This window comes from Flavobacterium sp., assembly GCF_036741995.1.
GTDB lineage: Bacteria > Bacteroidota > Bacteroidia > Flavobacteriales > Flavobacteriaceae > Flavobacterium.
This window is the reverse complement of sequence record NZ_DAINRG010000001.1, coordinates 263,639-287,368: the sequence shown is the minus strand read 5'-3', so window position 1 is coordinate 287,368 and position 23,730 is coordinate 263,639. Positions and strand designations below refer to the sequence as shown.

Here is a 23,730-nt window from a genome sequence, read left to right as displayed (position 1 = left end):
AATTGTACTTTTTGCCAACTTTTGCAGAGCGCCTTATAAACCTTACTTTTTTAAGGATTTTTTAATAGTAGCTTTAGGTGGTTTTTTTGGCTTTCAGCAGTATTACAAAAAAAAGAGGTTATTCAATTAGGAGTGTTTTTGCCTTTTTACAACTCTATTCTGCACAAAAACTATTTTTTGAGGGTGCCAATTACTGTTATTAACTTAACCCTAAAGGATTATTTTTCGGGTTAGCTGAGTACCATCTTCTAATCTGATTTTTACAATTAAAGTTTGTTGGCTTAAGGTAATTGTATTGCTTACAAATTCATTTTGTCCAATAGCATTGGCTTCGAATAATTGTCTCCCGAGCAGATCGTAAACTGTTACTTCTTTAATGGCTTCGAGATACGATTTAACGGTCAGTTCCCCATGATTGGTAGCAACAACAACACTGTTATTTAAGGTTGCAAAATCGGGTGTTGCCAAAGCTTCGTTAGTATATCGCAATACAAATCTAGTGTCAAAACTACCCGAATTAGTAGTAAATGTATAGGGCGACTGTTTTAAATCATGAATGATATTCATATCCAAATCTTCTAAATAGATAGCCGTTGCTTCTGCATTGAATACGCCTTCCTTTTGATCGATACTGATAGTAAAATCACCGGAAATTGCACTGAAATAACCTATCGGCACTACATCCGAGGAATCAAACGCTGGTCGGGCCTGTATCTTATATTTATCTTCTGCCGAAAGAGAATAAAAACTCAAGTAATTATTAGACGGATTGACTCTTCCATCATAGGCCCAATCAAAGCCAAGCGTAGTCTCGTCAAAATAAGCTACTAACAATTGGCCAAACAATCCATCGGCATTTTGAAGATTTAACCAAATTCGGTCTTTTTCCGATCCTAAACCTGATGTTCTGAAAAAATCAGTATTCGAATACGTTTTACTTCTCATCGAATTGTTAAACACTAAACTGTTATTGCCTTGTGCTTCAATAAAGAATCCTTGACCGGAAGCGATATAACCGGTTGGGACAGTACTTCCTGTAAAACTGGCTCGAGTACCTCCCGACATATTATAAACAGCATAATCATCGGATATAAAATTGGATGCAGAAGGCCCGGGATTAGAAACCGAAACATTAGCGACATGCGTCCAAAAATAAAGGGTTCCTGAAGTTTTTGCTCCATTATCCGTAATGAATTTATTGGCCCAAACAGCTGACGGGTATGGATTTCCAATTAAGTTATAATCATCTGTCGTACTCGAAGCATTAGCACTTTCCACAACAGGGATGGACACAATTCCATTGTTAACTTTACCCGAAAAAGTTACCGTGCTAATTGCTGTTGGACTAAACACTACCGAAGTAGGTCCCATAATAGCGTAGCCTTTACCATTTGTCATGGTTCCGGTATAATTTTGCCATGCCCATGGAGCATAATCATCGAAACTGTCGGGCACTGCCGCAGTAACGGTTCCGGCACTGTTGATGGTAAGGGTGTCCGAAAAATTTGCCGTAGCAAACTGGAAGGAATAATCAGTTCGCCAACCCGTAAAAGTAGTAGCTATGCTGGCATTGTTAACTGGCGAAGACCAATACGTATAATCGTATTTTTCATATGGTGCTGTTGTTCTTATCACTTGAGTTGTTCCATTATTAGTAACAATTCCAACATCATTAATCATCACTAAAGAACCATTATTTTCAACCACTAAATTCCCGCTGGCATTTACCGTTAAATCATTTTGAATGGAAACATAATTCCCCGATTTTATATCTACCGTAAATCCATTATTAATCGTAACACTACAGGCATCAAAACTACCATTAACCGCCGTATCATAGTTGCCGTTTATTATCACAGCTGTGTTTGTGGTCGGAGCCCCGTTAGACCACAAGGTTCCATTCCAGGTGGTAGATTGTCCTGAGGTAATCATAATAGCGTTGGAAGCCGCATAACAAGTCGCACTATTTTCTCTAATTTGACAATAAAATTGATAGCCAATAAGTCCGGAAATATCTGTTATTGACAAAGTCGCGGCTGATGAACCGGAATAAACCCCAGTATCTGTTAAAGCTGTCCAGGCACTGGTACTTGGTGCTACAGCATACCATTGATAAGCCAGAGCATTTCCGCCAGCAAATCCTTCAGTTCCGGCCACCGTTAACGAAGTAGCTTTACAGGTAGGAGTATAGACCGGATGTTGCGTAACCGTTGGGGATGCCGCTGTTGTCATACTGTAAACTCCAATATTAGTGTAATCATTATTGGCACAGGAACCACTACCGGAACCGGTATAATCTGTAATGGTCCAGTCGGAATTACTGTAAGTGGTATTTGGACTGACGACATTGGTATTTCTTCTAAAATCGGCACCTTCCGTTCCTATAGTCAAGGCAGATGCCCAGGAATTATTGCCAAATACTCCCCAACTATCAATTTGTGCCAGCCCGTTAAACAAGGCAACATGGTCATTCCCACTGGCTGCAAAATTTACGGATCCGCCACCGGTGCTTTGTGCGGCATAAGTCCCGTCTCCTCCCGGACTTGCCGGACAAGGAGCATCATTTCCTAAAGCTACCACATAAGTACTTCCAGAGGTTAAACTGACATTGTTTAATTGAAGTGTAAAACCGTAAGCTCCACCATTACTGGCCACACTTAGCGAATAATTAGCTAAATTTTTGGTAACCCCGGTGCCATTGTATAACTCAACATAAGAAAGATTCCCGGCATTAGAATCGGTAAATTCACTGATGAACAAATCGGTAGGTTTATACCCTCCTTCACAAGGTTGAGCTAAAGTAGTCAGTACTGTAAAAGCATTAGCAGCTGTACATCCTTGCGAGTTAGTTGTCACCAAATTTCCAGAAGTGGCGCCACTCGGGACAATCGCTTTTATTTGGGTAGAAGACACCTGAGTAACCGATGAAGCACTGGTACCATTAAACGTTGCTCCTGCTGTTGTTAAATTATTTGTTGTTGCTGTAATGGTAACTTCCGTACCAACCGGTCCTGATGTTGGAGTTATGGTATTGGCTGTGGCCAAACAAACTCCGGTACCGTTAATCAAATAAGTATATGGGTTTTCGTCACTATCATTATTGGCAATAGAAACAATTGCCGATCTTGAACCTGCATAAGTAGGCGTAAAAGTGATGATAAAAGTGGTACTGGAACTTGCTGCTATAGAACTCGTGGCAGGAACAGTGGTTACCGAAAAATCCCCAGGATTAGCGCCTCCAATACTCACTAATGGCGCTCCTGTTAACAGTAATACGGAAGTTCCTGAGTTTTGTATTTCAAAATCTTTAGTATTACTGGATCCCAAATTAACACTGCCAAAAGCCGTATTTTGCAAACCATTAGTGGTCGTGACGTTGCCACTAGTGATATTGCCAAATCCACCTGAAGCTGCCCTCACATTGATTTCCGCTGAAGGTAACTGGCCAACACCTGTAAAATTAATCACGTATGGATTCTCGGAACCCGAAGTATCATTATTCGAAATACTAATGCTTCCTGTAAATGTCCCCGCTCCCGAAGGATTAAAAGTAACCACAAAAGTAACACTACTTAATCCCGTCACCGAAGTGCTATAAGCCGTAGTATAGGTATAATTTGGCGAGCCTGTAAAAGTTGCTGCTGCTAAGGTTAAAGTCTGTGCCCCTAAATTTTGTATCGTAAAAGTAATCGATGACGGAACGGTGGTAACAACAGTTCCAAAATTATAAGTACTTGCGTTTAAATAATTAGTGCTTGCCTGTTGAATGTTAATTTCCGGATCTCTGGATCCTGCTGAAAAATGATTGGTAGCAGGCAAAGTTGTATTTCCTGTTTTAGTCATGGTATTTGAACCTATCGCCGTTCCACCATTAGTCCAAGCCGTTCCATTCCATTGATTGGACTGACTTGACGATTCTGTGCCAAAAATATCTACCGGCAAATACGTTCCGGTAACACTATAACTAGTTGGTGTTATACCCGATGAAAACATAGACCAGTAACGGGTAATATAATCATTGGAAGCATCCATGTTAGGCTCTTTCGTATCTCCAACCGCAAATCCGGCATATCCGGCATAAGTCCCGCCTGAAAAGGTGACCGAAATGGGTGAGTATTGCATCCCATCAGCTGAACTGGCACTGTCCCCTATTGGGAAAACAAAAGTCCCTGCTGCTGAAAATGTTTTTAGCAATGCCGCAGTACTTCCGTTAGCCACATCTGCAATAATGTAGTTACTGGAGGAAGCTCCTGTAATAGCTACTGCTGCTCCAATTGTCATAGCAGTATTGGCTAAATCAACAATTCCCGCTGTTAAAGCTAAACTAGTATTAACCGTTAGTGAAGAGCCCATCACACAAGCTACGGAACCAGTAGTTCGATTTACTGTAAAAGTTCCCAAATTAAGATTGGAAGAAAAGGTTACTGTTCCTACACTACCTGTTCCCAACAAAGTCATATTGGAGCTTGTGCTTCCTTTAAAAGTTCCGGAACCGGATATGACATTGGCAATGGCCGTGGTACCAATAGTTAAGTTATTCCCGTTAATATCAAGAACATCGGCAGCATTCCCAAAACTGATAGCATTACCGGTTAGCGGTGCTGAAACAATTAAATTATTCAACAATTGAACCGTTGTACCACTCCCTGTAGTAACCACATAAGGGATTGTCAAAGCTGTGGTTGAAGAAACCGTTTGCGTTCCAGTTTTAGTAAAGAAAACGGCTCTGTTATTTCCATTAAAAGTTCCGGTATTGATAAAATTACTGGCTATTTTTAAATCGGCTCCCGAAACGGAACCCAATGTTACCGTTCCGTTATTAGTGAAATCTCCGGCCACTAAGACCGCACTGGCAACATTTGCAAAAGTAAAAGTTCCGTTATTGGTAACGGTTCCGGCTATCGTCAAATCTCCCGTAGAAGCCGGGGTTCCATTAGCCATATCAAAAGTAGACCCACTGGCAATGGTAAGATTTCCATTGATTGCTTTTGCCAAAGGGGTACCATTGTTGTAATTTAAATTGGTATTATTAATCAGCTGAACATGATTGGGATAACCGGCAGTTGTAGCAATTGTGCCTACTCCAAGCGCCAGCCATTCAAAGCCTCTTCCATAAGTTCCGCCTGAATTGTAAATTAAAGTAGAAGCACTGCCGTATTTAGGCGAATTCGTTGTGCAATAGCCGCCCGAATCTATTCGAAGCGTCCCATATATCGTAAACAAATTGCTTCCGCAATTTAATCCGTTTTGCAGTATTACTATTGTATTGCTATCGGTAGATAATGCTCCTGCAACTCCTCCGGCTGAGATTTGTAACAAATTGGAGGTAATAATAAAATTTCCCGAAGCAACCGAACTGGTTATCTTTCTTGGATTACCGGCTAAACTTGAAGTTCCTCCCCCAGTAACGGTTAAGGTTTGTCCATTTAAATCTACAGTACTGGTAGCATTGGTAGACGCTAATTTTAAACCGCTTGTTCCACTGTTATTCCCATTTACAATGACATTTGTTCCTGTGGTGAATTTTAAAGTTCCGCTTCCCTGGACTGTAAGAAAATCAAATGTTTCTGTCCCGCTGGGAGAAACGGTTAAGTTTTGGGTAATACTGCTACTAAAAAAAACAGTTCTGTTATTTGGAGTGAAGGATGCTGTTGAAACTCTCGTCCAATTGCCACCTAACAGTAAATCCCCACCGGCAGTAAGTGTTAAATTACCACTGTTGATTGTCATGTCACCAGCCATACCTCTGTTGCTCCCTGGCATTGAGACTGTCGTTGAGTTTTGTATTGTAACATTTTGTGGTGTACCACTGCCTACAGTGGTGCCGTTTCCTGTCCATTCATTACCAACACCATAGGTGCCTGTTGTATTGTAAATCAATGTGGATAAGTTTCCATAAATCGGCGCAGCATTGAAATAGCCTCCCGAATTGATTTGACATATATTATTTAGATTTAATGTATTTGCTCCTAGTGTAATTCCATTAGCTGTCTGAAAAACACCATCAACAGTCCGGCTATAGCCCAAAGTTAAAACTCCGGCTGAAGTTACTGTTACGTTTTTAGGGCCTGAGGTTGTAGGCCAATAGATACCGTTATTAGCTGTATAAGTGGCATTAAAAGTCAATGTTGCCGTAGAACCATAAGTAAATCCGGCACTATTACCTGTCGCCCAGCCACCTGAATCCAATTGAAAAGTTCCGTTTACAGTTGTAGTTCCATTGCTGGTATAGGTAGCACCAACGGCTAAAGAAGCGCCAACATTTATAGTCGTTGTAGTATACAAATCTCTGGTTATGGCAGCTGTAGAAGTAACGGCATGATTAATTACAACCACATCGGTTGATGCCGGCACTCCTGAGGGAGACCATATAGCCCCATTAGCCCAATCTCCATTGGCCACAGTTGTTTTGGTTGATGCTGTTGTGGCCATCTGTATACAAGAATTACCTGTTGTTGTAGAGGCAACACTAATTCCTCTAACTCTGTAATAATAGGTTGTTGATGGCGTTAAGCCGGTAATTGCATACGATGTTACATTGCCAACATTCAAATTAAAGTAGCCTGTAACAAAAGAGGAAAAATCAGAAGCTGTTGAAACATCAATATAATAAACATTTGCCCCGGTTAAGGCTGTCCAGTTAGCTGTAAACCCAATTCCGGTCACACTAGTGGCGGCTGTTGAAATAGGGCCTTTTAAATAATTGATGAAAGCCGTGTTATTCGCATTATTGCCACTACCAAAAGTATATCCGGTGCCGGTAGTAGCCGCTCCGGCTACATTATAATCTGCTAAGAGAGCATTGGCATTAGTAACCACAACAAAATCATTCCCTGCAGAAAGTGCTGCAGTTCCCGTTCTTGTTCCATCAATGATACCCTGCCATTGCGTAGCTGAACCATTTCCAGCACCCGCTCGTAAAGTATGAATATTATCAATAACACCTGAAGTACTTACCGTTTTAACCATTACCATGTCATTATTGGCAATATCAAAACCAGTCCCTAATGATCCTGTCGTAAAATAAGTGGTGTTAGCAGCGCCAATGTTTAAATTAAAATCGGTACAACTAGTCGTAATATCTGTAGCGGTATTAGATCCGTATGTAATGACAATCAAAGTCCCTGCCCTTATTCCGTTCCAAAAAGCAATGTTATTAAAGACTATGTAACCACCGGTATCCGTACTGTTGCTACTCGTAAAATCTTTTACAATAACACCTCTTAAATCTAAATTATCCTGAACGACCAATAACTCAACAATATCACCGGAGGCACCCACATTCTGATATTTATTCACCACCACACTTTGCGAAAAAGCGGGAGCAAAACCAAGTAGCAAAAGGAGTACAATCAGTAATTTTTTATATTTCATAATCAACATCATCATCTTTATAACCTATTCACTTTTAGCTGACTTTAGCGCACAAAAAAAGGCCAAGTAATTTTAGTAGAGAATAGGGAAGACTAAACTAGAACAAAATTAGTAATTTACAACAAATTAGTTCAAACAAACACCGCATAAAGCACTGTTTTTCAGTATTCTCAACCGATTCGTCTAAAAACCTTACTTTTTTATATATTCTTCAGTATTAAATTACTTTCACCCATTTAATGTTAAATAATAACCCATTAGGAACTATTCGCTTTATTCCTTATTTTTACTTACTAAGGATTTGCCACCAAAAATGAACGAAAAACAACTTTCTATTCCCGAAATACAAACTAAATTAGAATATTACTGTTCCTATCAGGAGCGCTGTCATTTGGACATTCTTGCCAAATTAAAACAGTTAAATGTTAAAAAACCCGATACCGACATTGTAATCGTTCATCTCATCGAAAATGATTTTCTCAACGAAGAACGCTTTGCCCGAGCGTTTGCCCGAGGGAAACACCGCATCAAATCATGGGGCAAAAACCGAATTATCAACGAATTAAAGCAACGGCAAATAGCTCCTCCTAATATCAAACTGGCGTTAACCGAAATAGCAGAAGAAGAATATTGGGAAACTTTTGAAAAACTAGCCCAGCGATTCTGGGAGAGTCTTTTGGAAAAAAATCAACTGAAAAAGCGCAAAAAATTCTGTGATTATTTACTTAGAAAAGGATGGGAAAGCGAACTGGTTTATGAAAAAGTAAAAGAACTGGAAAATGCTATTTAGTCACTAAAATACTCACTGCATTTCCGCCAAAACCAACCGCGTTGATCAGTACTTTTTTGATTTGTTTTCTCTTCGTTTGGCTTTCGCCAAAAGGGACTCCGATAAAGGTATTCTGTGCCATCATCAGCAACGCCATTTCCAAATTCAAGATTCCCGAAGCGCCGAAAGTGTGCCCGATTTTCCATTTATTTGTCGTGAGCATTGGCAAGGTTTCGCCAAATACTTTTTGGATTGCTCTATATTCAGAAATATCGCCTTTTACCGTTCCCGGAGCATGCATCACGATGGCATCTACTTCATCAAGGGCTGTGTTTTGCAGAGCCATTTGCATCGATTTTTGGAAACATTTTGCCTCTTCCGAAATAGAAATGTTGTGTTCCAAATCGTCTGTCGCAAAGCCAATTCCGGTAATGTAGCCCAAAGCGTTTTGCTTTTCGCCTAACTCTAAGCAAGCCATGGCGGCACCTTCACCCAACACCATCGAATTTTTGGTTTTACCCAAATCAAAAGCCCGACAAGGATATTCCTGATTTTCTCTGGCATAAATTTTTAAAGCCTGCATTTGTGCTAACGTAAAAGCAGTCAACGGCGCTTCACTGCCACCCACCAAAAACTTAGTCGCCAATCCCGATTGCAACCAGGCCGCCGCATTTAAAATAGCGTGCAATGCGGTAGAACAGGTAATCGAATGGGATATTTCGGGACCCTGACTTTTTAAATCATGCGCCACCCAGGAAGAAATATTTCCCAAAGTAGTAGTTGGCGAAGTCAGTGTAGCCGTCTTACCGGTTTCCAGAAACTCCTGATGGTATTTCTCGAATAATTGCGTCGCGCCACGGGAGGAACCGATGTTCACTCCAAAATCATCACCTTGTTGCCAACCGGCATCCTCTATAGCTTTTCGCGAAGTTAGTATAGCCAATAAAACCGTTTCGTCTAAGGCTTTGTATTTGACATCTTCCTTTCGTAACCTTTCTAATTCGGCTCTGATTGCTGCCGGAATTGTGGCGACAAACTGTTCTTTTCCATTGAAATCTTTGGTTGTAATCAATGATTTTGGCGAAAGGTATTCCTGCCAAATTGCCTCAGGAGTATTTCCTAATGGCGACATCGAAGCTAGGGAAGTTATGGAAATATTGGTTTTCAAAGTGTGTTTTCTAATCGTGCAAAATTAAACCATATCTATCGCTTTTTCGACAATTGTATAGACTTTTTCCAATTCGTTATCGGTCATGACATAAGGCGGCAAAATGTAAACGATATTTCCCACCGGACGCAGAATGACACCTTGCTCAATAAAGAAATTGTAGAGTTTGTTGCGCATGGTTCCGTAGTAACTTTCATTGGCTTCGGTTTGAATTTCTAAAGCGAAAATCACTCCGAGCACTCTGGTCGTTGTTACTTTGGGATGCGTTTTTATTTTGGTTTCGAAAGCTAAATGGTTCGCATGAATTCGGGCAATATTATTTTGCATGGCAGCTGTTTGCAACAAATCGATACTCGCTAAAGCCGCTGCACAACCCGTTGGATTGGCCGTGAATGTATGTCCGTGAAACAAAGCCTTATTGACATCGTCATTATAAAATCCGTCAAAAACTTCCTGAGTAAAGGTGGTAATGGCCATCGGAATGGTTCCGCCAGTCAACGCCTTCGACAAGCACATAATATCCGGTTTGTTAACCAAATAATCGGTGGCAAATGTTTTTCCGGTTTTCCCAAAACCCGTCATCACTTCATCGGCAATCGTAAAAACCTGCTGTTTTTGGCAAATGGTTAGCATCTGATCCAACACTTCGGGAGCATACATTACCATACCAGCTGCGCCTTGTACCAATGGTTCAAAGATAAAAGCCGCATATTCTTTGGTAGCTACCAAATCTTGCAAAGCTTTCAAACTACGCGCTTCATTGCCAGTCGTTGGCACTGGAATACGAACGACTTCGAGCAAGGAGCCCTGAAAAGCTTCGGTATAAAACGTAATCCCGCTGGCGGCCATAGCACCAAAGGTATCGCCGTGAAAAGCATCTTCAAAAGCAATGACTTTGGTTCGCTTTTCGCCTTTGTTGTAAAAATATTGCAAAGCGCCTTTCAACGCAACTTCTACAGCAGTCGAGCCATTATCGGAATAGAAGATTTTTTTTTGATTGTTTGGTAAAATCGTCATCAGTTTCTCCGACAGTTCTACTGCTTTATTATGAGTAAAACCGCCAAATAAGACGTGTTCCAAAGTAGTAAGTTGTTGGTAAATGGCATCGGCAATGATTTTGTTGGAATGCCCAAACGGATTCACCCACCACGAGGCAATCGCATCAATATATTCCTTACCATTTTCGTCCCAAAGCAAAGCGCCTTCGCCTTTCACGATAGCGGGAAGCAAGCCAATAGATTTGTGTTGCGTATAAGGATGCCAGTTGTAAAGCTGGTCTTTTTCGGATAGATTCATAACCTAAAGTTTTAAGAGATTGTCTCTGAATTTATCGGCATAATAGCTGGTAACATTAGCATCGAAGTACGGTTCATTATCAATTCTGCCAATGAAATTTACTCCTGTTTTTTTAAGAATGATTGCTTCGGTAGCTTGGTTTTCATCACCCGAAAAAAGGATTCCGGCCACTTTAATTTTTCTGTTTTGCAATGCTTCTATAGTCAATAAAGTATGATTGATGCTGCCCAAATAATGACGCGAAACCACTATCACTTTATAATCCTTTTGGATTAAATCGATCACACAATCGCTTTCATTTAGTGGCACAAAAACGCCTCCGGCTCCTTCTATTACCAAATGATTTTTGGTTTTAGGCTCACTGATTTTTTTTAAATCGATAGTAATCCCATCTAACTCCGCAGCCAAGTGAGGACTGGCCGGTGTGTTGAGTGCATAAGCATTCGGGTGAAAAACGGATGTAGTATTAGCTACCTGTGCTCTGACTTTGTGCGTATCAGAATATTCTAAATCGCCGGCTTGTATGGGTTTCCAATAATCGGCTTCGAGTGCTTTGGTAATGATGGCGGCGGCTATCGTTTTGCCAACATCGGTACCAATTCCTGTGATAAAGATTTTCATGAAATTTTATTAGAACACAAAAGTACTCAACAATTCCAAGACATTTGAGATTTCTTCTTCGGAATTATAGCTGTGCAGACAAAAACGAAGGCGTTCCTGTCCTTCGGGAACCGTTGGTGATAAGATTGGTTTTACATCGAAGCCTTTTTGCTGGAATTGATTGGCAATGCTTTTCACTCTTTCATTTCCGGGAATGATGGCACATTGTATAGCCGATTTGCTATAAACAAACATTGGTTTTATTCCTAAACGCAACTTCTCTTGGTTAAAGAAAACGATATTATTTCTTAACGACTGCAAAGCCTTTTGTTCTTGTACCAAATGCTGATAGGCAATTAAAATCGTCGCTACCGAATGAGGTGACAATCCTGTGGTATAGATAAAACTTCGGGCAAAGTTAACGAGATAGCTTTTCAATTCCTGACTTCCTAAAATGGCTGCTCCGTGACAGCCCAATCCTTTTCCGAAGGTCATAATTCGGGCAAATACTTTGTCGTGTACTGCTAAATCGTGCAACAATCCTTCTCCTTTTTCACCAAAAACACCCAGCGCATGCGCCTCATCAATTACTAAATGACCATTATATTTTTCAGAAAGATTGACTAGTTCTTCCAAGTTGGGAGAATCGCCATCCATAGAGAAAACACTTTCGGTTACTATGTACATTTCATTTTCTGGTGATTGGAATTTTTGAAGTAAAACTTCCAATTGTTCCAGGTCATTGTGAGGGAATTTATAGCTTTTGGCATGGCTCATTTGAATGCCATCCCGGATAGAGGCATGACACAATTCGTCATACAAAATCACATCTGAACGTTGTGGAACGGAACTAAAAAACCCCACATTCGCATCGTAACCGGAGTTAAAAAGTAAGGCGGATTCGGATTGATGCAAGCTGGCAATGTAGTCTTCTGTGGTTTGGTAAAGACCATGATTTCCTGAAAGCAATCGGGAACCGGTAGCGCCGTTTGTTTTGATATTTTGATCTAAAAGATACTGATGGGTTGCATCGAAAATTATTTTACTTTGAGCAAAACCGATATAATCATTGGAAGCAAAATCGACCAAACCATTTGGCGCTGACAATTTGCGCAAAGCATTGTTGGCTTCGCGTTGACGGAGTTTTTCCTGTAGTGCTTTTGGGAGTTTCATTACTACAAATATAGGAAACCATTTTTTAGTCCTTTGAAAAAATATTATTGTTTTTTATTTATTAATTATTGTTTATCGATAATTTTTATATATTTGCTCCAACCTTTAAAACCATTTTTATGAAAAAACTAAACATCCTTAAGACCATTGTTGACTTTATTTGGATTATGTCTTTGATCTTTTATCCATTGATTATCATTTTTACTGTTATCGTTTTAGTTAGCGGCAATACAATGGTTATACCCATAACATTTAGCGGTATTACAGCAGATTTAACAACTAGTTTGGGCAAGTTGGCTTTCGCAATTAACGTTTTAAACTTTGGTTTGTTATTATATGCCCTTTATCATTTCCGAAAGCTGTTGAACGATTTTAGGAAGCGTATTGTTTTTGAAGATGGTATCTGTATTTTGCTGGATAAAATAGGAAGCATTGTCATTATCTCGTCAATCATTCAGTTAGTTTCCGGTTTCATTGCCGATGCATCGCAAAGCCATATCGGTATCCAGTTAGGTTATGGTCCTTTTTTGTATTTACTGGCGTTAGGCTTATTCTTTAAAGTCTTGTCAGAGGTATTTACTATGGGTAAAGAATTAAAAGAAGAGAACGAATTAACCATATAAATCATGCCAATCATTTTAAATCTTGATGTGATGCTGGCTAAACGCAAAATGCGTTCGAATGAACTGGCGGAGAAAATTGGGATTACAACAGCTAATCTGTCTATCCTCAAAACGGGGAAAGCCAAAGCCGTTCGTTTTTCTACGCTGGAAGCCATCTGTGAAATTTTGGAATGCCAGCCCGGCGATATATTAGAATATGTTAACGAAATAAAATAGAACCCATGAAAAAAGAACTTATCTTATTACTAGTTGGAATGGCACTGGTTATTATCGGAGCCTTACTAAAAATCTATCATTATGAATTTTCAAAATACGTATTGATTACAGGACTTGCTGTTGAAGTCTACACATTAGCCTCACTAGTTATTAAATCACTTAAAAAAGTGAAATAATAAATTGGACTTAAAATAAAAAGCCCAACAATAATGCTGGGCTTTCTCTGTTTATTTTGAATGGTATTAGTCAGCTAATACAATTACTTTATTGTCTTTCATTTCAATAGTTCCTGAATGAATTTCCAACGTGTAGTTTTGGTCGTTTACTTTGGTAAACTTCTCAGCTACTTCTTTGTTGATTTTAAAACTTTGCGCCGCAATTTTTACGGTTCCTTGTTTTAAGATAGAAACTATTGGGGCGTGGTTGTTCAAAATTTGAAACGAACCATCTACACCCGGCAACGAAACCGAAGTCACTTCGCCTTTGAATAATGTAGCTTCCGGTGATACTATTTCTAAAATCATAGTGTATATATTAAGCTTCCGCTAACATTTTTTGACCAGCCTCGATTACGTCTTCGATGGTTCCTTTAAGGTTGAAGGCGGCTTCTGGTAAGTGGTCTAATTCACCATCAATAATCATGTTGAATCCTTTGATAGTATCTTTGATATCAACCAATACTCCAGGAATTCCGGTAAATTGCTCCGCTACGTGGAAAGGTTGAGACAAGAAACGTTGTACACGACGTGCTCTTGATACCGATAATTTATCTTCTTCTGATAACTCTTCCATACCAAGGATGGCGATGATATCTTGCAATTGTTTGTATTTTTGAAGAATTTCTTTTACTCTTTGGGCACAGTTGTAATGCTCATCCCCTAAGATAAGTGGCGTCAAAATTCTTGAAGTAGAATCCAATGGATCTACCGCAGGATAAATACCTAACTCAGCAATTTTACGAGACAATACCGTTGTAGCATCTAAGTGGGCAAAGGTCGTGGCCGGTGCCGGATCCGTTAAGTCATCCGCAGGAACGTAAACCGCCTGTACAGATGTAATAGATCCCTTTTTAGTAGAAGTAATACGCTCTTGCATCGCACCCATTTCGGTGGCTAATGTTGGTTGGTATCCTACCGCAGAAGGCATACGTCCTAAAAGGGCAGACACCTCAGAACCCGCTTGTGTAAAACGGAAGATGTTATCTACGAAGAACAATACGTCTTTTCCTTGGTCAGAACCAGCTCCGTCACGGAAATACTCAGCAATAGATAATCCTGACAAAGCAACACGTGCTCTAGCTCCAGGTGGCTCATTCATTTGTCCGAATACGAAAGTAGCTTTTGACTCTCTCATACCTGGCTTGTCCACTTTAGATAAATCCCATCCTCCATTTTCCATAGAGTGCATGAAATCTTCTCCGTATTTGATAATGCCTGACTCAAGCATCTCACGCAACAAGTCATTTCCTTCACGGGTTCTTTCTCCTACTCCTGCGAATACAGAAAGACCACCGTGCCCTTTGGCGATATTGTTAATTAACTCCTGAATCAATACTGTTTTACCTACTCCGGCACCACCAAATAATCCAATTTTACCTCCTTTTGAATAAGGCTCAATCAAGTCGATTACTTTAATCCCTGTAAATAAAACTTCTGTAGAAGTTGATAAATCTTCGAATTTTGGTGCTTGACGGTGGATAGAAACTCCGTTAGCTCCGTCTTTTGGCAAATCTCCCAAACCATCAATGGCATCACCAATTACGTTGAACAAACGTCCGTAAACATCTGCTCCGATTGGCATTTGGATTGGCGCTCCTGTAGCTTTTACAGCAGTTCCTCTGCTCAATCCGTCGGTTGAGTCCATAGAGATAGTACGTACCGTGTTTTCTCCGATGTGAGATTGCACTTCTAGTACTAATATTGAACCATTTTTGTTGATGATTTCTAATGAGTCATAAATTTTTGGTAACTCAACATCTTTAGAGTCAAATACTACGTCTACTACGGGACCGATGATTTGCGAAACTTTTCCTATTGCTTTTGACATTCTTTATGTATTTATTAAATAGCTATTTAGGTTTGAAAAAAACACCTCTTTTTTCAGAGCGCAAAGGTAAATTTTCTATTTTAAAAATCAATACTTAAATAAAGTTTTTTTGTTTATTTTTTTGATTCATTAGTTGCTGAAATCATTTCAGAAATAACGATAAATAAAAAACCACCTGTTTTTGGAGGTGGTTTTACATATACTGTATTGTAAACAATTAAAAACTAGCCGAATCCTGCGGGAAAAGAACTCTGTAATTGCCCAAGTTAACTCCTTTGAAATTAGAGCCAAATTTTAAATTAATGGCTTCCAAAAATTTATTGGCAATCAAAGCATAACCTTTCGGACTTGGATGAATTCCGTCTAAAGAGAAAGTATTTCCTGTTACGTATGTAGCTGTCATTGTGTAACCATTCCCTACAATTCCGCCTGTCGTTAAATCATTCATAATCGATTCAGCATCAACAATAGCGATAGTCTCACTGTTTGCTACTGCAGCTGCCTCAATTGTAGCATTATAAGCCATAGTAGCTGTCTCTATTTCGGTTACTTCTGTAGGCAATAAAACATAACGGTCTGGTAAAGGAAAAGTAACTCCTAACTGATTTAATAAAGGACTCGGAGATGCTACCCCGTCAACAGCTACCGAAGGAGCTTGTCCTATTCTCGTTCCGGCACTCAAGCAAATTAAATCGGTTGGCAATGTTTGTCTTGCTCTTCCAAAAATTTGTCCCAAAGCAGTTGCTGTAGGAACATCAAGTCCTCCGCCTACTAAGACAGCTGTTAGCGAAGTTGATAAATTTGTTAAGTTTTCATCCACCATTAACATTGGATTATTACCCGTAGTAGACAATAAATTAATTCTATTGCCTTGACCTAAATAGGTAAGAGCATTGTGCAACGGCCCATATAACTGAGCATTTAAGGTATTTACCTGACTTACACCTCCAACCGTTAAATTGGCTTGTGTCAGTTGATTGTATTGTATTACGTGGAAATAAGGTAAAGTGGTAACATAAGGTAAATTGGCAATAACCCCTTTTCTTCCTCCGGCAACCAACTGTGAAATCAACATATTATAAGCCTGATCAAATATATTGGCAGGAGTTAGCGGATTTAAAGAGGCATCACCACCTGCTGTGGCATAACCCAGTTCATCATTACCCCCTATCCACAAAGAGAAGAAAGTAGGAGATTGTGCTAATGCATCGCCTAAAACAGTTGCTGAAGTGGAGGATGCAAATCTTCCAAAATAGGGGTTTGCTGCTGCGTATCCATCATATAAAAGATGATAGCTCTTCGCCCCAGGAACACCCATATTGTTATATAACCCTGTTAAATGGGCACTGATATCCGTTCCTGAAATTCCTGAGACAGGGTTTGGTGTATTAGTAGCTGTATTCAGGAAAAGTCTAGTCCCTAAACCCGGTACCTGAATGCCTCCTGAAGAAAACCCTCCGATATTATCCGACATAAATGGAGTTGTAAAGTCACCACCCCCAACTAGTGCAAATTGACTGGCAATAATTTTTGGATAAGCATTTTCCTGACCGGCTTTAAACAAAGCACCATCACTATAACCGGCAGCAAAGGAATCTCCCAAAGCCACATATTTTGAAAAATCTGCAGTCCCAGCCGTTAAAGGAGTACCATCGGTTGAATTTGGATCAACTATTGCATCATCACTATTGTTACATGCTACAAAGGTTAACGAAACCAACAGTAGCCATTTGAAATTTTTTATCATAACGTTAAATATTGTATTGTTATTACTTATGGATTAATTGTTATAGAAGCATACCATTGGTGACCAATAGCTCCGGCGCCAATAACTTGAGTATAATCTTTTCCAAATAAATTGGTTCCTCCAAATTTAAATACGGATTTCAATTGTGGAATAGCATAATTGATTTGCGCGTCAAAAACGGTGTTTTCAGGAACCATCCCGTCAGCAAAAGAAGCTTGCCATAAGTACTCTGTGTTCCATCTCACATTGGTATTGAAGCCAAAGTTTTTGAATAATTTTTGATTACTTAAAGTAGCTTTAATTCTGTGTTTTGGCGTATTAAAACTTGGAATAAAACTTGGGTCTTTTTCCTGATCAAAAGTATATTCGGCATAATTATAATTGGCTCCCAATTCGAAATCTTTGTAGATTTTTTTAGATAATCCGATGCCAAATCCGAATGAAGTAACCTGCGTTTTAGAATTGTCATATACCTGATACACTCTTCTATCACCGTTGGCAATAGCTGCATATGTTTTTTGAACTTCAGGATCTGTAGAATCTGTACCTACAGTACCATAATAAGGAGTGATAACTCTTGATTGATTTAAGAAGTCGTTATAAATATTGTAGTATCCGTTGATATCTACCGACAAATCATTATTGACAACCGAACGATACCCTACTTCAAATGCTTGTACCCTTTCCGGTTTAACTAAATTAATATTGGCAACCTGTAAATCGGCCGGATTTCCTGATTGACCAAATTGTTGAACAGAAGTCAAAGTATAAGAATTAGTATAGGCAGCAACACCATCCAATGTTTTGGTTGGGGCACCTAATATAGTTTGTCCTGCCGTACTAACTGGCAAAGTTTCGACATATCTTGTTAAGTTATCCGGTGCTGAACCAATTAAAGCAAATGGCCCTAAATCTAAACCAATATATTGATCTTGTGTTGTTGGGTTCCTGAAACCTGTTTGATAAGAGGCTCTAAAATTGTGAACTTTATTGGCTCCGGCAGAATAAACAAAGGATACTCTCGGAGAGTAAAATCCTTTAAAATTCTCAGATTTGTCATAACGAATCGAACCTGTAAATTTCAAGCGGTCTGTTACTTTCTTTTGCAATTGAGTGTACATCCCATATTCATTGTATTTAATTGGTCCGTCATAATCGGTAAAGATGGTTCCACCTGAATTTAAAACATACTTTCTGTAAGATCCACCCACTTGAATTTCGGCAATTTTGATAAGGTCTTTGAAATTATAGTTGGCATCTGCATGATACAATTTTGATTGATCTTTAAATTTTGAACCAGTAACTAAACTTGGATCTGCAGTTACTGTGGCTAAGGCATTTTCAAATTCCGGTGAGCCTGGTAAAAATCTACCTGTATCTGCAGTGGCTCTTGCATTAGCATTAGCTTGTTCTGGTGTTAAGCCAGCCAATGTGGATTGAATATAAGCTCCTGCATATTGTCCGAACCACGTTTTATCATCTTTCCAGGCTCTGTTCACATTCCAGGCTGCAAAACGCATATCATAAGAATCACCGGCATTTTCATCGGTCATATACCCTCTTAGGAAATAATTTTTCCCTTTAAACTCTAACTTGGTTTGATACATGATGAAGTTTTTCAAAGCGTATCTATTGGCTCCTTGATAAATTGTATTTCCAAAACCTACTTTATGTTGGAAGATAATTTCATTGTCATTTTTCCATGGTCTGAAATGCAACGAGAAATCTGCCTTAACACTTTTAACTTTATTATCATTTAAATCTTGCTCATTATATCCAGTTCTGGCTACGCTGTAATTAGGTAATAAATTAACTGCCGATTGAGGAACTAATCCTAAATTGGCTAATGATTGTCCCACACTTTTAATGTTGGTAGAAACTTCATCTCCGTATAAATTCAATCCGTCATAATTGGGATTCGTATCTGAGCCAGAGAAATTGGTTGTTAAATCTCTTTTGTCTGCAGCAATCCACTCAGTCGCTTTCATAAAAGTAAAGTTGGCTTTTGCTGCAAAATAAGGCGAGAATGCATGGGCTGCTCTCAAACCAAAATCCCAATAATCATTGGTCCCTGCAACATCTTGAGTGGTTTGACCATATTTGAAATAAAAACTCAATCCTTGGTTAGTGAAAGGGCTTTTACTATTCATAAACATAATTCCATTGAAAGCATTCGCTCCATAAAGAGCAGAAGACGCTCCAGGAAGCAATTCCACATTAGCAACATCTATTTCGGAAACTCCAATTAAGTTTCCTAATACAAAATTCAAAGCTGGTGATGAGTTGTCCATCCCATCAACCAATTGTAAAAAACGAGTATTGGCCACAGTAGCGAATCCTCTGGTATTTATTGATTTGAAAGACAAACTACTCATATTGAATTGCACTTCTTTTACATTCTCCAAACCATCATAATAGGTGGCCGCAGTACTGTTTTTAATTTGTTGCAAATTCATCCTTTCAATGGTCACTGGCGATTCAATAACTCTTTCCGGAGTTCTTGAAGCCGAAACTACGATTTCATCCAACTTAGTTTCTTCGTCTGTCAATACCACCGTAACTTTTTGATTGTTTGAAGCTACGCTGACTTTTTTGACTCCATAACCTACACTGGAAACTTCTACAGTGAAAGGCGGTTTCTTTGTCGTTGACAAACTGAAATTACCATCGCTGTCTGTGATAGTTCCCGAAGTTTCTCCGACAACTTTCACATTGGCCCCCGGAATGGGTTCGTTTTTACTGTCTTTTACCGAGCCCGATATTGAAGTTTGCGCAAAACTTATGCTACAAAAAAGCAATGAAACGATAAATAAATAGATTTTCATTTGGTTTTAAATTTGTTGGTTTATGTAGCCAATGTACAAATATTTTTTTTAGATTATCAAAAATCCAATCTTAAATTTAGCAATAATTCAATTTTCAGACCTAATAATGACAATGCTTTATTTGCGCTTTTTTAAGTTATTATTAACATTTTAATGGTATTGCTATAAAAAATACTATGCGTACATATAAAATGCAATTTCTATTGAATTAATCACAAAAATAAAAGCACAAAAAAAGCGAGAAGGAATCTCGCTTTTAAATGATTATTTCAGAACTACGTTATTCTACTGTAACTGATTTTGCCAAGTTTCTTGGTTGGTCCACATTACAACCTCGCATTACAGCAATATGATAAGACAACAACTGTAACGGAATGGTAGTAATTAGGGGAGACAACGCATCCGAAGTTTCCGGAATTTCAATAACGTGATCGGCTAATTCTTTTACTTGCACATCGCCTTTGGTTACTACAGCAATAATTTTTCCGCTTCTGGATTTAATTTCCTGAATATTACTGACCACTTTATCGTAATGCCCTTGTTTTGGAGCAATAACCACTACCGGCATTTGCTCATCAATTAAGGCAATCGGCCCGTGTTTCATTTCGGCTGCAGGGTAACCTTCAGCATGGATGTATGATATCTCTTTTAATTTCAAGGCGCCTTCTAAAGCTACCGGGAAATTATACCCTCTTCCTAAATAAAGACAATTGGGAGCATCTTTAAATTTGGCGGCAATTTCTTTGGCTTTGTCATTACACTCTAAAGCTTCACGAACTTTTTCCGGAATCACTTCTAACTCCTGCAGGTATCTGTGGAAATCAGAATTGGAAAGCGTTCCTTTGGCTTTCGCCAAACGCAAAGCAATCATCGTCAACACCGTAATTTGTGTAGTAAAGGCTTTAGTAGAAGCTACTCCAATTTCCGGACCGGCGTGTGTATAAGCTCCGGCGTGCGTTTCTCTTGAAATAGAAGAACCTACGACATTACAAACTCCGAATACAAAAGCGCCTTTTTCTTTGGCTAATTTAATAGCGGCCAAAGTATCGGCTGTTTCTCCTGATTGGGAAATAGCGATAACCACATCGGTTGGATTTATAATTGGATTTCTATATCTAAATTCGGAAGCATATTCTACCTCAACCGGAATTCTGGTGAATTCTTCCATGATGTATTCTGCCACTAATCCGGCATGCCATGAAGTCCCGCAGGCAATGATTAAAATTCGTTGCGCATGAAGGAATTTCTCCAAATTATCTTCCACACCAGCCATTTGAATAATACCTTGATTGGCCAGTAATCTTCCTCTGTAGGTATCTTTGATAACATTGGGTTGTTCGTAGATTTCTTTCAACATGAAATGATCATACCCTCCTTTTTCAATTTGCTCCAAATTCATTTGAAGCTCCTGTATGTAAGGATCAACCAAAGAGTCGTCTTTAATCTTTCTGATTTTAAGCGGTTTGTGCAATCTCACAATCGCCATTTCTTCGTCTTCTAAATAAATAGCATTCGAAGTATATTCAATAAAGGGTGAGGCATCGGAAGCAATGAAAAATTCATCTTCTCCTACACCAATTGCTAGTGGACTTCCTAAACGGGCTACTACAATTTCATCTGGATTTTCTTTGTCAAAAACACAAATAGCATAAGCCCCGACCACTTGGTTAAGCGCAATCTGAACTGCTTTTCCTAATTTCAGTTTTTCTTTTTTCTTTACTTCTTCTATCAGGTTTACCAATACTTCGGTATCTGTATCAGAGGTAAAGGTGTAGCCTCTTTTTAGTAACTCTTTCTTTAATGGCTCATAATTTTCAATGATACCATTGTGAATAATCACCAAGTTGCCCGAATTAGACACATGAGGATGGGAGTTAATATCATTAGGAACTCCGTGAGTGGCCCAACGGGTGTGGCCCATTCCTATCGTCGCTTTTGAAGCAGCAATAGTGGCTGATTTGGCTTCAAGGTCAGAAACCTTTCCTTTGGTTTTGGCAATTTGAAGTTGGGCACCGTCATACAACATGATTCCGGCACTATCATAGCCTCTATATTCAAGTCTTTTTAATCCTTTTATGATGATTGGGTACGCTTCTCTGTATCCAATATATCCAACAATTCCACACATAATTTTACTTATTCATTAGGTTTTGTATAATAAATCTCAAGCTTTAATCTTTTATCATCCGGAACTATCGGATTTGATCCGTATAAAATAGTTCCTAATGGATTCATTACTGACATGCTTGGCGCACTGAAAATGCCGTCAGTAACAGGTAGTTTTCGTTTGGATAACGCAACATTGTTGATGTTTTCTGTTACCGATAAACCGAGTCTAACGTTTGTCGAATCTTTGGTAATTAAATTTCTAACGTGGTTTGTGATTCTGATTTTATATTTGATGCCTCTTCCGTTATCAACATCTTCCTTTTCGATGATTCCACCAAAAACGTATTTATTAAATTTAGGATACGAAGTATTGGATGTGAAATCATAGGTGTAATCTACTAATACTTTTTTATTATTGATATCATACAAAAAGATACGATTAGGTTCTGCTATTTGCGTGTTGGCCATAGCATCTTTATCAATAACAAACGTTAGATTCGCTTCATTGATTAACCAATCATTTGCTTTTATATCATCTATTTCATCCGAAACACCATTAGGGCTATTGGTCAGCAGGTATTTTATATTACTGGCACTAATTGGAAGATTCGAATTGTAATTAGGATTAAGCGTGTATCCTTTCACGTCTGTTGACCCAAAAATGTCCACAATAGCCATCGAGCCTTCGCCTCCTTTTAAATATAATTTCTCTGCTTCTTGCGTAGGATTGTTGATAGCCGTTAAATAATTACCATTTTCATTCGAATTATTCAGCAAACTCACGGTATTCCCGCTCAAGTTTAAAACATAGGTTTTAGCGACTCTTGGATAAGTGGCTGGTTGTGTTCCAACAATGGTCTTTTTATCTTCGTGATAGTACATCGTAACCTTACCTCCTTTGAAATTAATCATGGCCATATTCCCCGGATTTCCTAAACTTTCTGTCTTAAAGTAAAGTCCTCTGAAGTAATTTTTAAACAAGGCATTACTCGCCAATTGATCAATATTGGAAGTGTTTAAAATAAGTGTATTGAAAACATCCGCTCTTAGATGCAATCGCATAGAAGGGACAGATCGGGTAACGACATCAGGTTGTGTAGTATCATCATTTGGAGCAGTAGTTTTGTGCTCTCTTTTGTCAAAATAAAATTGAGAATTCTCATGACCATCCGCATTTCTAGGATCTGATGCAGGCAAATTATTCAACAAAACAGGCACTTTATAACTATCGATATCGGCATCCTGATTGGTGTAAAACAACTGTTGCTCTCCCAATGACTGCGTCGGATCTAAATCTCTTAAATAATAATTAGACTGATAAACACTCAATTTAAATTTTGATGCCTCAGTACCATAAATGGAATCCAATTCATAAACCTTAGTACCATCCGTATTGGTTGTTTTTAAAGTACTGAAATAAGGAATATCCAAAACCACACTGTCAATAGCCGGAAGCATTTGGTACAATTCTGTGTCGGTATTGTTGAATACCGGACTTACAGAAGCCAATTCAACCTGAGTAACAAAATTGGCCTGAGTATTTCCAAAAGCCGGATTTTCATAAAATCCCAGTGGATTTATCGCTAAATTATTAGAGGCAATCGGGCCTAATTTTTCATTATACGTTTTCACCGTGGCACCGGTATATCTTTCAAAACCAAAATGGTCATTCCCCACAATATCGGTTCCTAATTCGTCATAATCTTTGTCGCAGGCAGCAGCAAAAAGAACTACTACTATTCCAACTAAAATCGGGCGTAAAAATGATTTAATGTGCATATTAT

15 protein-coding genes are annotated in these 23,730 nt (G+C 38.9%); 4 read left to right on the top strand and 11 right to left on the bottom strand.

What is annotated here, in order from left to right:
• Positions 1–210: 210 nt before the first annotated feature.
• Complete coding sequence (locus V7D82_RS01350) at positions 211–7,374, bottom strand: choice-of-anchor D domain-containing protein (RefSeq protein ID WP_333599170.1); 7,164 nt, start codon at positions 7,372–7,374, stop codon at positions 211–213.
• Between the two features lie 313 nt (positions 7,375–7,687).
• Between V7D82_RS01350 and V7D82_RS01345 the strand changes: the two genes are divergently transcribed.
• Positions 7,688–8,164 (top strand): regulatory protein RecX, encoded by a 477-nt coding sequence (locus tag V7D82_RS01345; protein ID WP_333599169.1) that lies wholly within the window; start codon positions 7,688–7,690, stop codon positions 8,162–8,164.
• On the opposite strand, the gene V7D82_RS01340 is transcribed toward V7D82_RS01345, so the two are convergent.
• The 4 genes from V7D82_RS01340 to V7D82_RS01325 are packed head-to-tail and all read right to left on the bottom strand — an operon-like array spanning position 8,157 to position 12,380.
• Positions 8,157–9,311, bottom strand: coding sequence for a beta-ketoacyl synthase N-terminal-like domain-containing protein (locus tag V7D82_RS01340; protein WP_333599168.1), 1,155 nt, complete (start codon positions 9,309–9,311; stop codon positions 8,157–8,159). The two genes, V7D82_RS01345 and V7D82_RS01340, sit on opposite strands and share 8 nt — an antisense overlap.
• Positions 9,312–9,335: 24 nt before the next feature.
• Positions 9,336–10,607, bottom strand: coding sequence for an adenosylmethionine--8-amino-7-oxononanoate transaminase (gene bioA / locus V7D82_RS01335; protein ID WP_333599167.1), 1,272 nt, complete (start codon positions 10,605–10,607; stop codon positions 9,336–9,338).
• Between the two features lie 3 nt (positions 10,608–10,610).
• Positions 10,611–11,228: a dethiobiotin synthase gene (gene bioD, locus V7D82_RS01330; RefSeq protein WP_333599166.1), complete on the bottom strand. Its 618-nt coding sequence runs from the start codon at positions 11,226–11,228 to the stop codon at positions 10,611–10,613.
• A 9-nt stretch (positions 11,229–11,237) separates the two neighbouring features.
• On the bottom strand, positions 11,238–12,380 hold the full coding sequence (locus V7D82_RS01325; protein ID WP_333599165.1) for an aminotransferase class I/II-fold pyridoxal phosphate-dependent enzyme: 1,143 nt from the start codon (positions 12,378–12,380) through the stop codon (positions 11,238–11,240).
• A 119-nt stretch (positions 12,381–12,499) separates the two neighbouring features.
• On the opposite strand from V7D82_RS01325, the gene V7D82_RS01320 reads away from it, so the two are divergent.
• From V7D82_RS01320 to V7D82_RS01310, 3 genes are read left to right on the top strand one after another with little or no spacing between them, the layout of a single operon-like run.
• The gene (locus V7D82_RS01320; RefSeq protein WP_333599164.1) at positions 12,500–13,003 is read left to right on the top strand and encodes a DUF2975 domain-containing protein; all 504 of its coding nucleotides are present in this window, start codon (positions 12,500–12,502) and stop codon (positions 13,001–13,003) included.
• Positions 13,004–13,006: 3 nt separating this feature from the next.
• Positions 13,007–13,219, top strand: coding sequence for a helix-turn-helix domain-containing protein (locus V7D82_RS01315; RefSeq protein WP_264520220.1), 213 nt, complete (start codon positions 13,007–13,009; stop codon positions 13,217–13,219).
• A gap of 5 nt (positions 13,220–13,224) precedes the next feature.
• Positions 13,225–13,395, top strand: a complete 171-nt coding sequence (locus V7D82_RS01310) for a GldL-related protein (protein ID WP_333599163.1) — start codon at positions 13,225–13,227, stop codon at positions 13,393–13,395.
• A gap of 66 nt (positions 13,396–13,461) precedes the next feature.
• Here V7D82_RS01310 and V7D82_RS01305 read toward each other — a convergent pair whose 3' ends face one another.
• The 6 genes from V7D82_RS01305 to V7D82_RS01280 all read right to left on the bottom strand — a co-directional run bounded on the left by V7D82_RS01305 (position 13,462) and on the right by V7D82_RS01280 (position 23,725).
• On the bottom strand, positions 13,462–13,743 hold the full coding sequence (locus V7D82_RS01305; protein ID WP_333599162.1) for a F0F1 ATP synthase subunit epsilon: 282 nt from the start codon (positions 13,741–13,743) through the stop codon (positions 13,462–13,464).
• Between the two features lie 10 nt (positions 13,744–13,753).
• A complete protein-coding gene (atpD, locus tag V7D82_RS01300; protein WP_333599161.1) occupies positions 13,754–15,265 on the bottom strand; it encodes a F0F1 ATP synthase subunit beta in 1,512 nt (503 codons plus the stop codon).
• 217 nt (positions 15,266–15,482) lie between these two features.
• Positions 15,483–17,012, bottom strand: coding sequence for a G-D-S-L family lipolytic protein (locus tag V7D82_RS01295; RefSeq protein WP_333599160.1), 1,530 nt, complete (start codon positions 17,010–17,012; stop codon positions 15,483–15,485).
• Positions 17,013–17,038: 26 nt separating this feature from the next.
• Positions 17,039–19,837 (bottom strand): TonB-dependent receptor, encoded by a 2,799-nt coding sequence (locus V7D82_RS01290; RefSeq protein ID WP_333599159.1) that lies wholly within the window; start codon positions 19,835–19,837, stop codon positions 17,039–17,041.
• A gap of 280 nt (positions 19,838–20,117) precedes the next feature.
• Entirely contained in the window at positions 20,118–21,965 is a 1,848-nt protein-coding gene (gene glmS, locus V7D82_RS01285) for a glutamine--fructose-6-phosphate transaminase (isomerizing) (protein WP_333599158.1), read from the bottom strand.
• Positions 21,966–21,973: 8 nt separating this feature from the next.
• Positions 21,974–23,725, bottom strand: coding sequence for a DUF4270 domain-containing protein (locus V7D82_RS01280; protein ID WP_333599157.1), 1,752 nt, complete (start codon positions 23,723–23,725; stop codon positions 21,974–21,976).
• Between the last annotated feature and the right edge of the window lie 5 nt (positions 23,726–23,730).

What these genes read in the sequence shown, in the direction of transcription:
- V7D82_RS01350 (WP_333599170.1), bottom strand. Translation starts at nt 7,374, where the DNA reads ATGAAATATAAAAAATTACTGATTGTACTCCTTTTGCTACTTGGTTTT.
- V7D82_RS01345 (WP_333599169.1), top strand. Translation starts at nt 7,688, where the DNA reads ATGAACGAAAAACAACTTTCTATTCCCGAAATACAAACTAAATTAGAA.
- bioA (WP_333599167.1), bottom strand. Translation starts at nt 10,607, where the DNA reads ATGAATCTATCCGAAAAAGACCAGCTTTACAACTGGCATCCTTATACG.
- bioD (WP_333599166.1), bottom strand. Translation starts at nt 11,228, where the DNA reads ATGAAAATCTTTATCACAGGAATTGGTACCGATGTTGGCAAAACGATA.
- V7D82_RS01325 (WP_333599165.1), bottom strand. Translation starts at nt 12,380, where the DNA reads ATGAAACTCCCAAAAGCACTACAGGAAAAACTCCGTCAACGCGAAGCC.
- V7D82_RS01320 (WP_333599164.1), top strand. Translation starts at nt 12,500, where the DNA reads ATGAAAAAACTAAACATCCTTAAGACCATTGTTGACTTTATTTGGATT.
- V7D82_RS01315 (WP_264520220.1), top strand. Translation starts at nt 13,007, where the DNA reads ATGCCAATCATTTTAAATCTTGATGTGATGCTGGCTAAACGCAAAATG.
- V7D82_RS01310 (WP_333599163.1), top strand. Translation starts at nt 13,225, where the DNA reads ATGAAAAAAGAACTTATCTTATTACTAGTTGGAATGGCACTGGTTATT.
- V7D82_RS01305 (WP_333599162.1), bottom strand. Translation starts at nt 13,743, where the DNA reads ATGATTTTAGAAATAGTATCACCGGAAGCTACATTATTCAAAGGCGAA.
- atpD (WP_333599161.1), bottom strand. Translation starts at nt 15,265, where the DNA reads ATGTCAAAAGCAATAGGAAAAGTTTCGCAAATCATCGGTCCCGTAGTA.
- V7D82_RS01295 (WP_333599160.1), bottom strand. Translation starts at nt 17,012, where the DNA reads ATGATAAAAAATTTCAAATGGCTACTGTTGGTTTCGTTAACCTTTGTA.
- V7D82_RS01290 (WP_333599159.1), bottom strand. Translation starts at nt 19,837, where the DNA reads ATGAAAATCTATTTATTTATCGTTTCATTGCTTTTTTGTAGCATAAGT.
- glmS (WP_333599158.1), bottom strand. Translation starts at nt 21,965, where the DNA reads ATGTGTGGAATTGTTGGATATATTGGATACAGAGAAGCGTACCCAATC.
- V7D82_RS01280 (WP_333599157.1), bottom strand. Translation starts at nt 23,725, where the DNA reads ATGCACATTAAATCATTTTTACGCCCGATTTTAGTTGGAATAGTAGTA.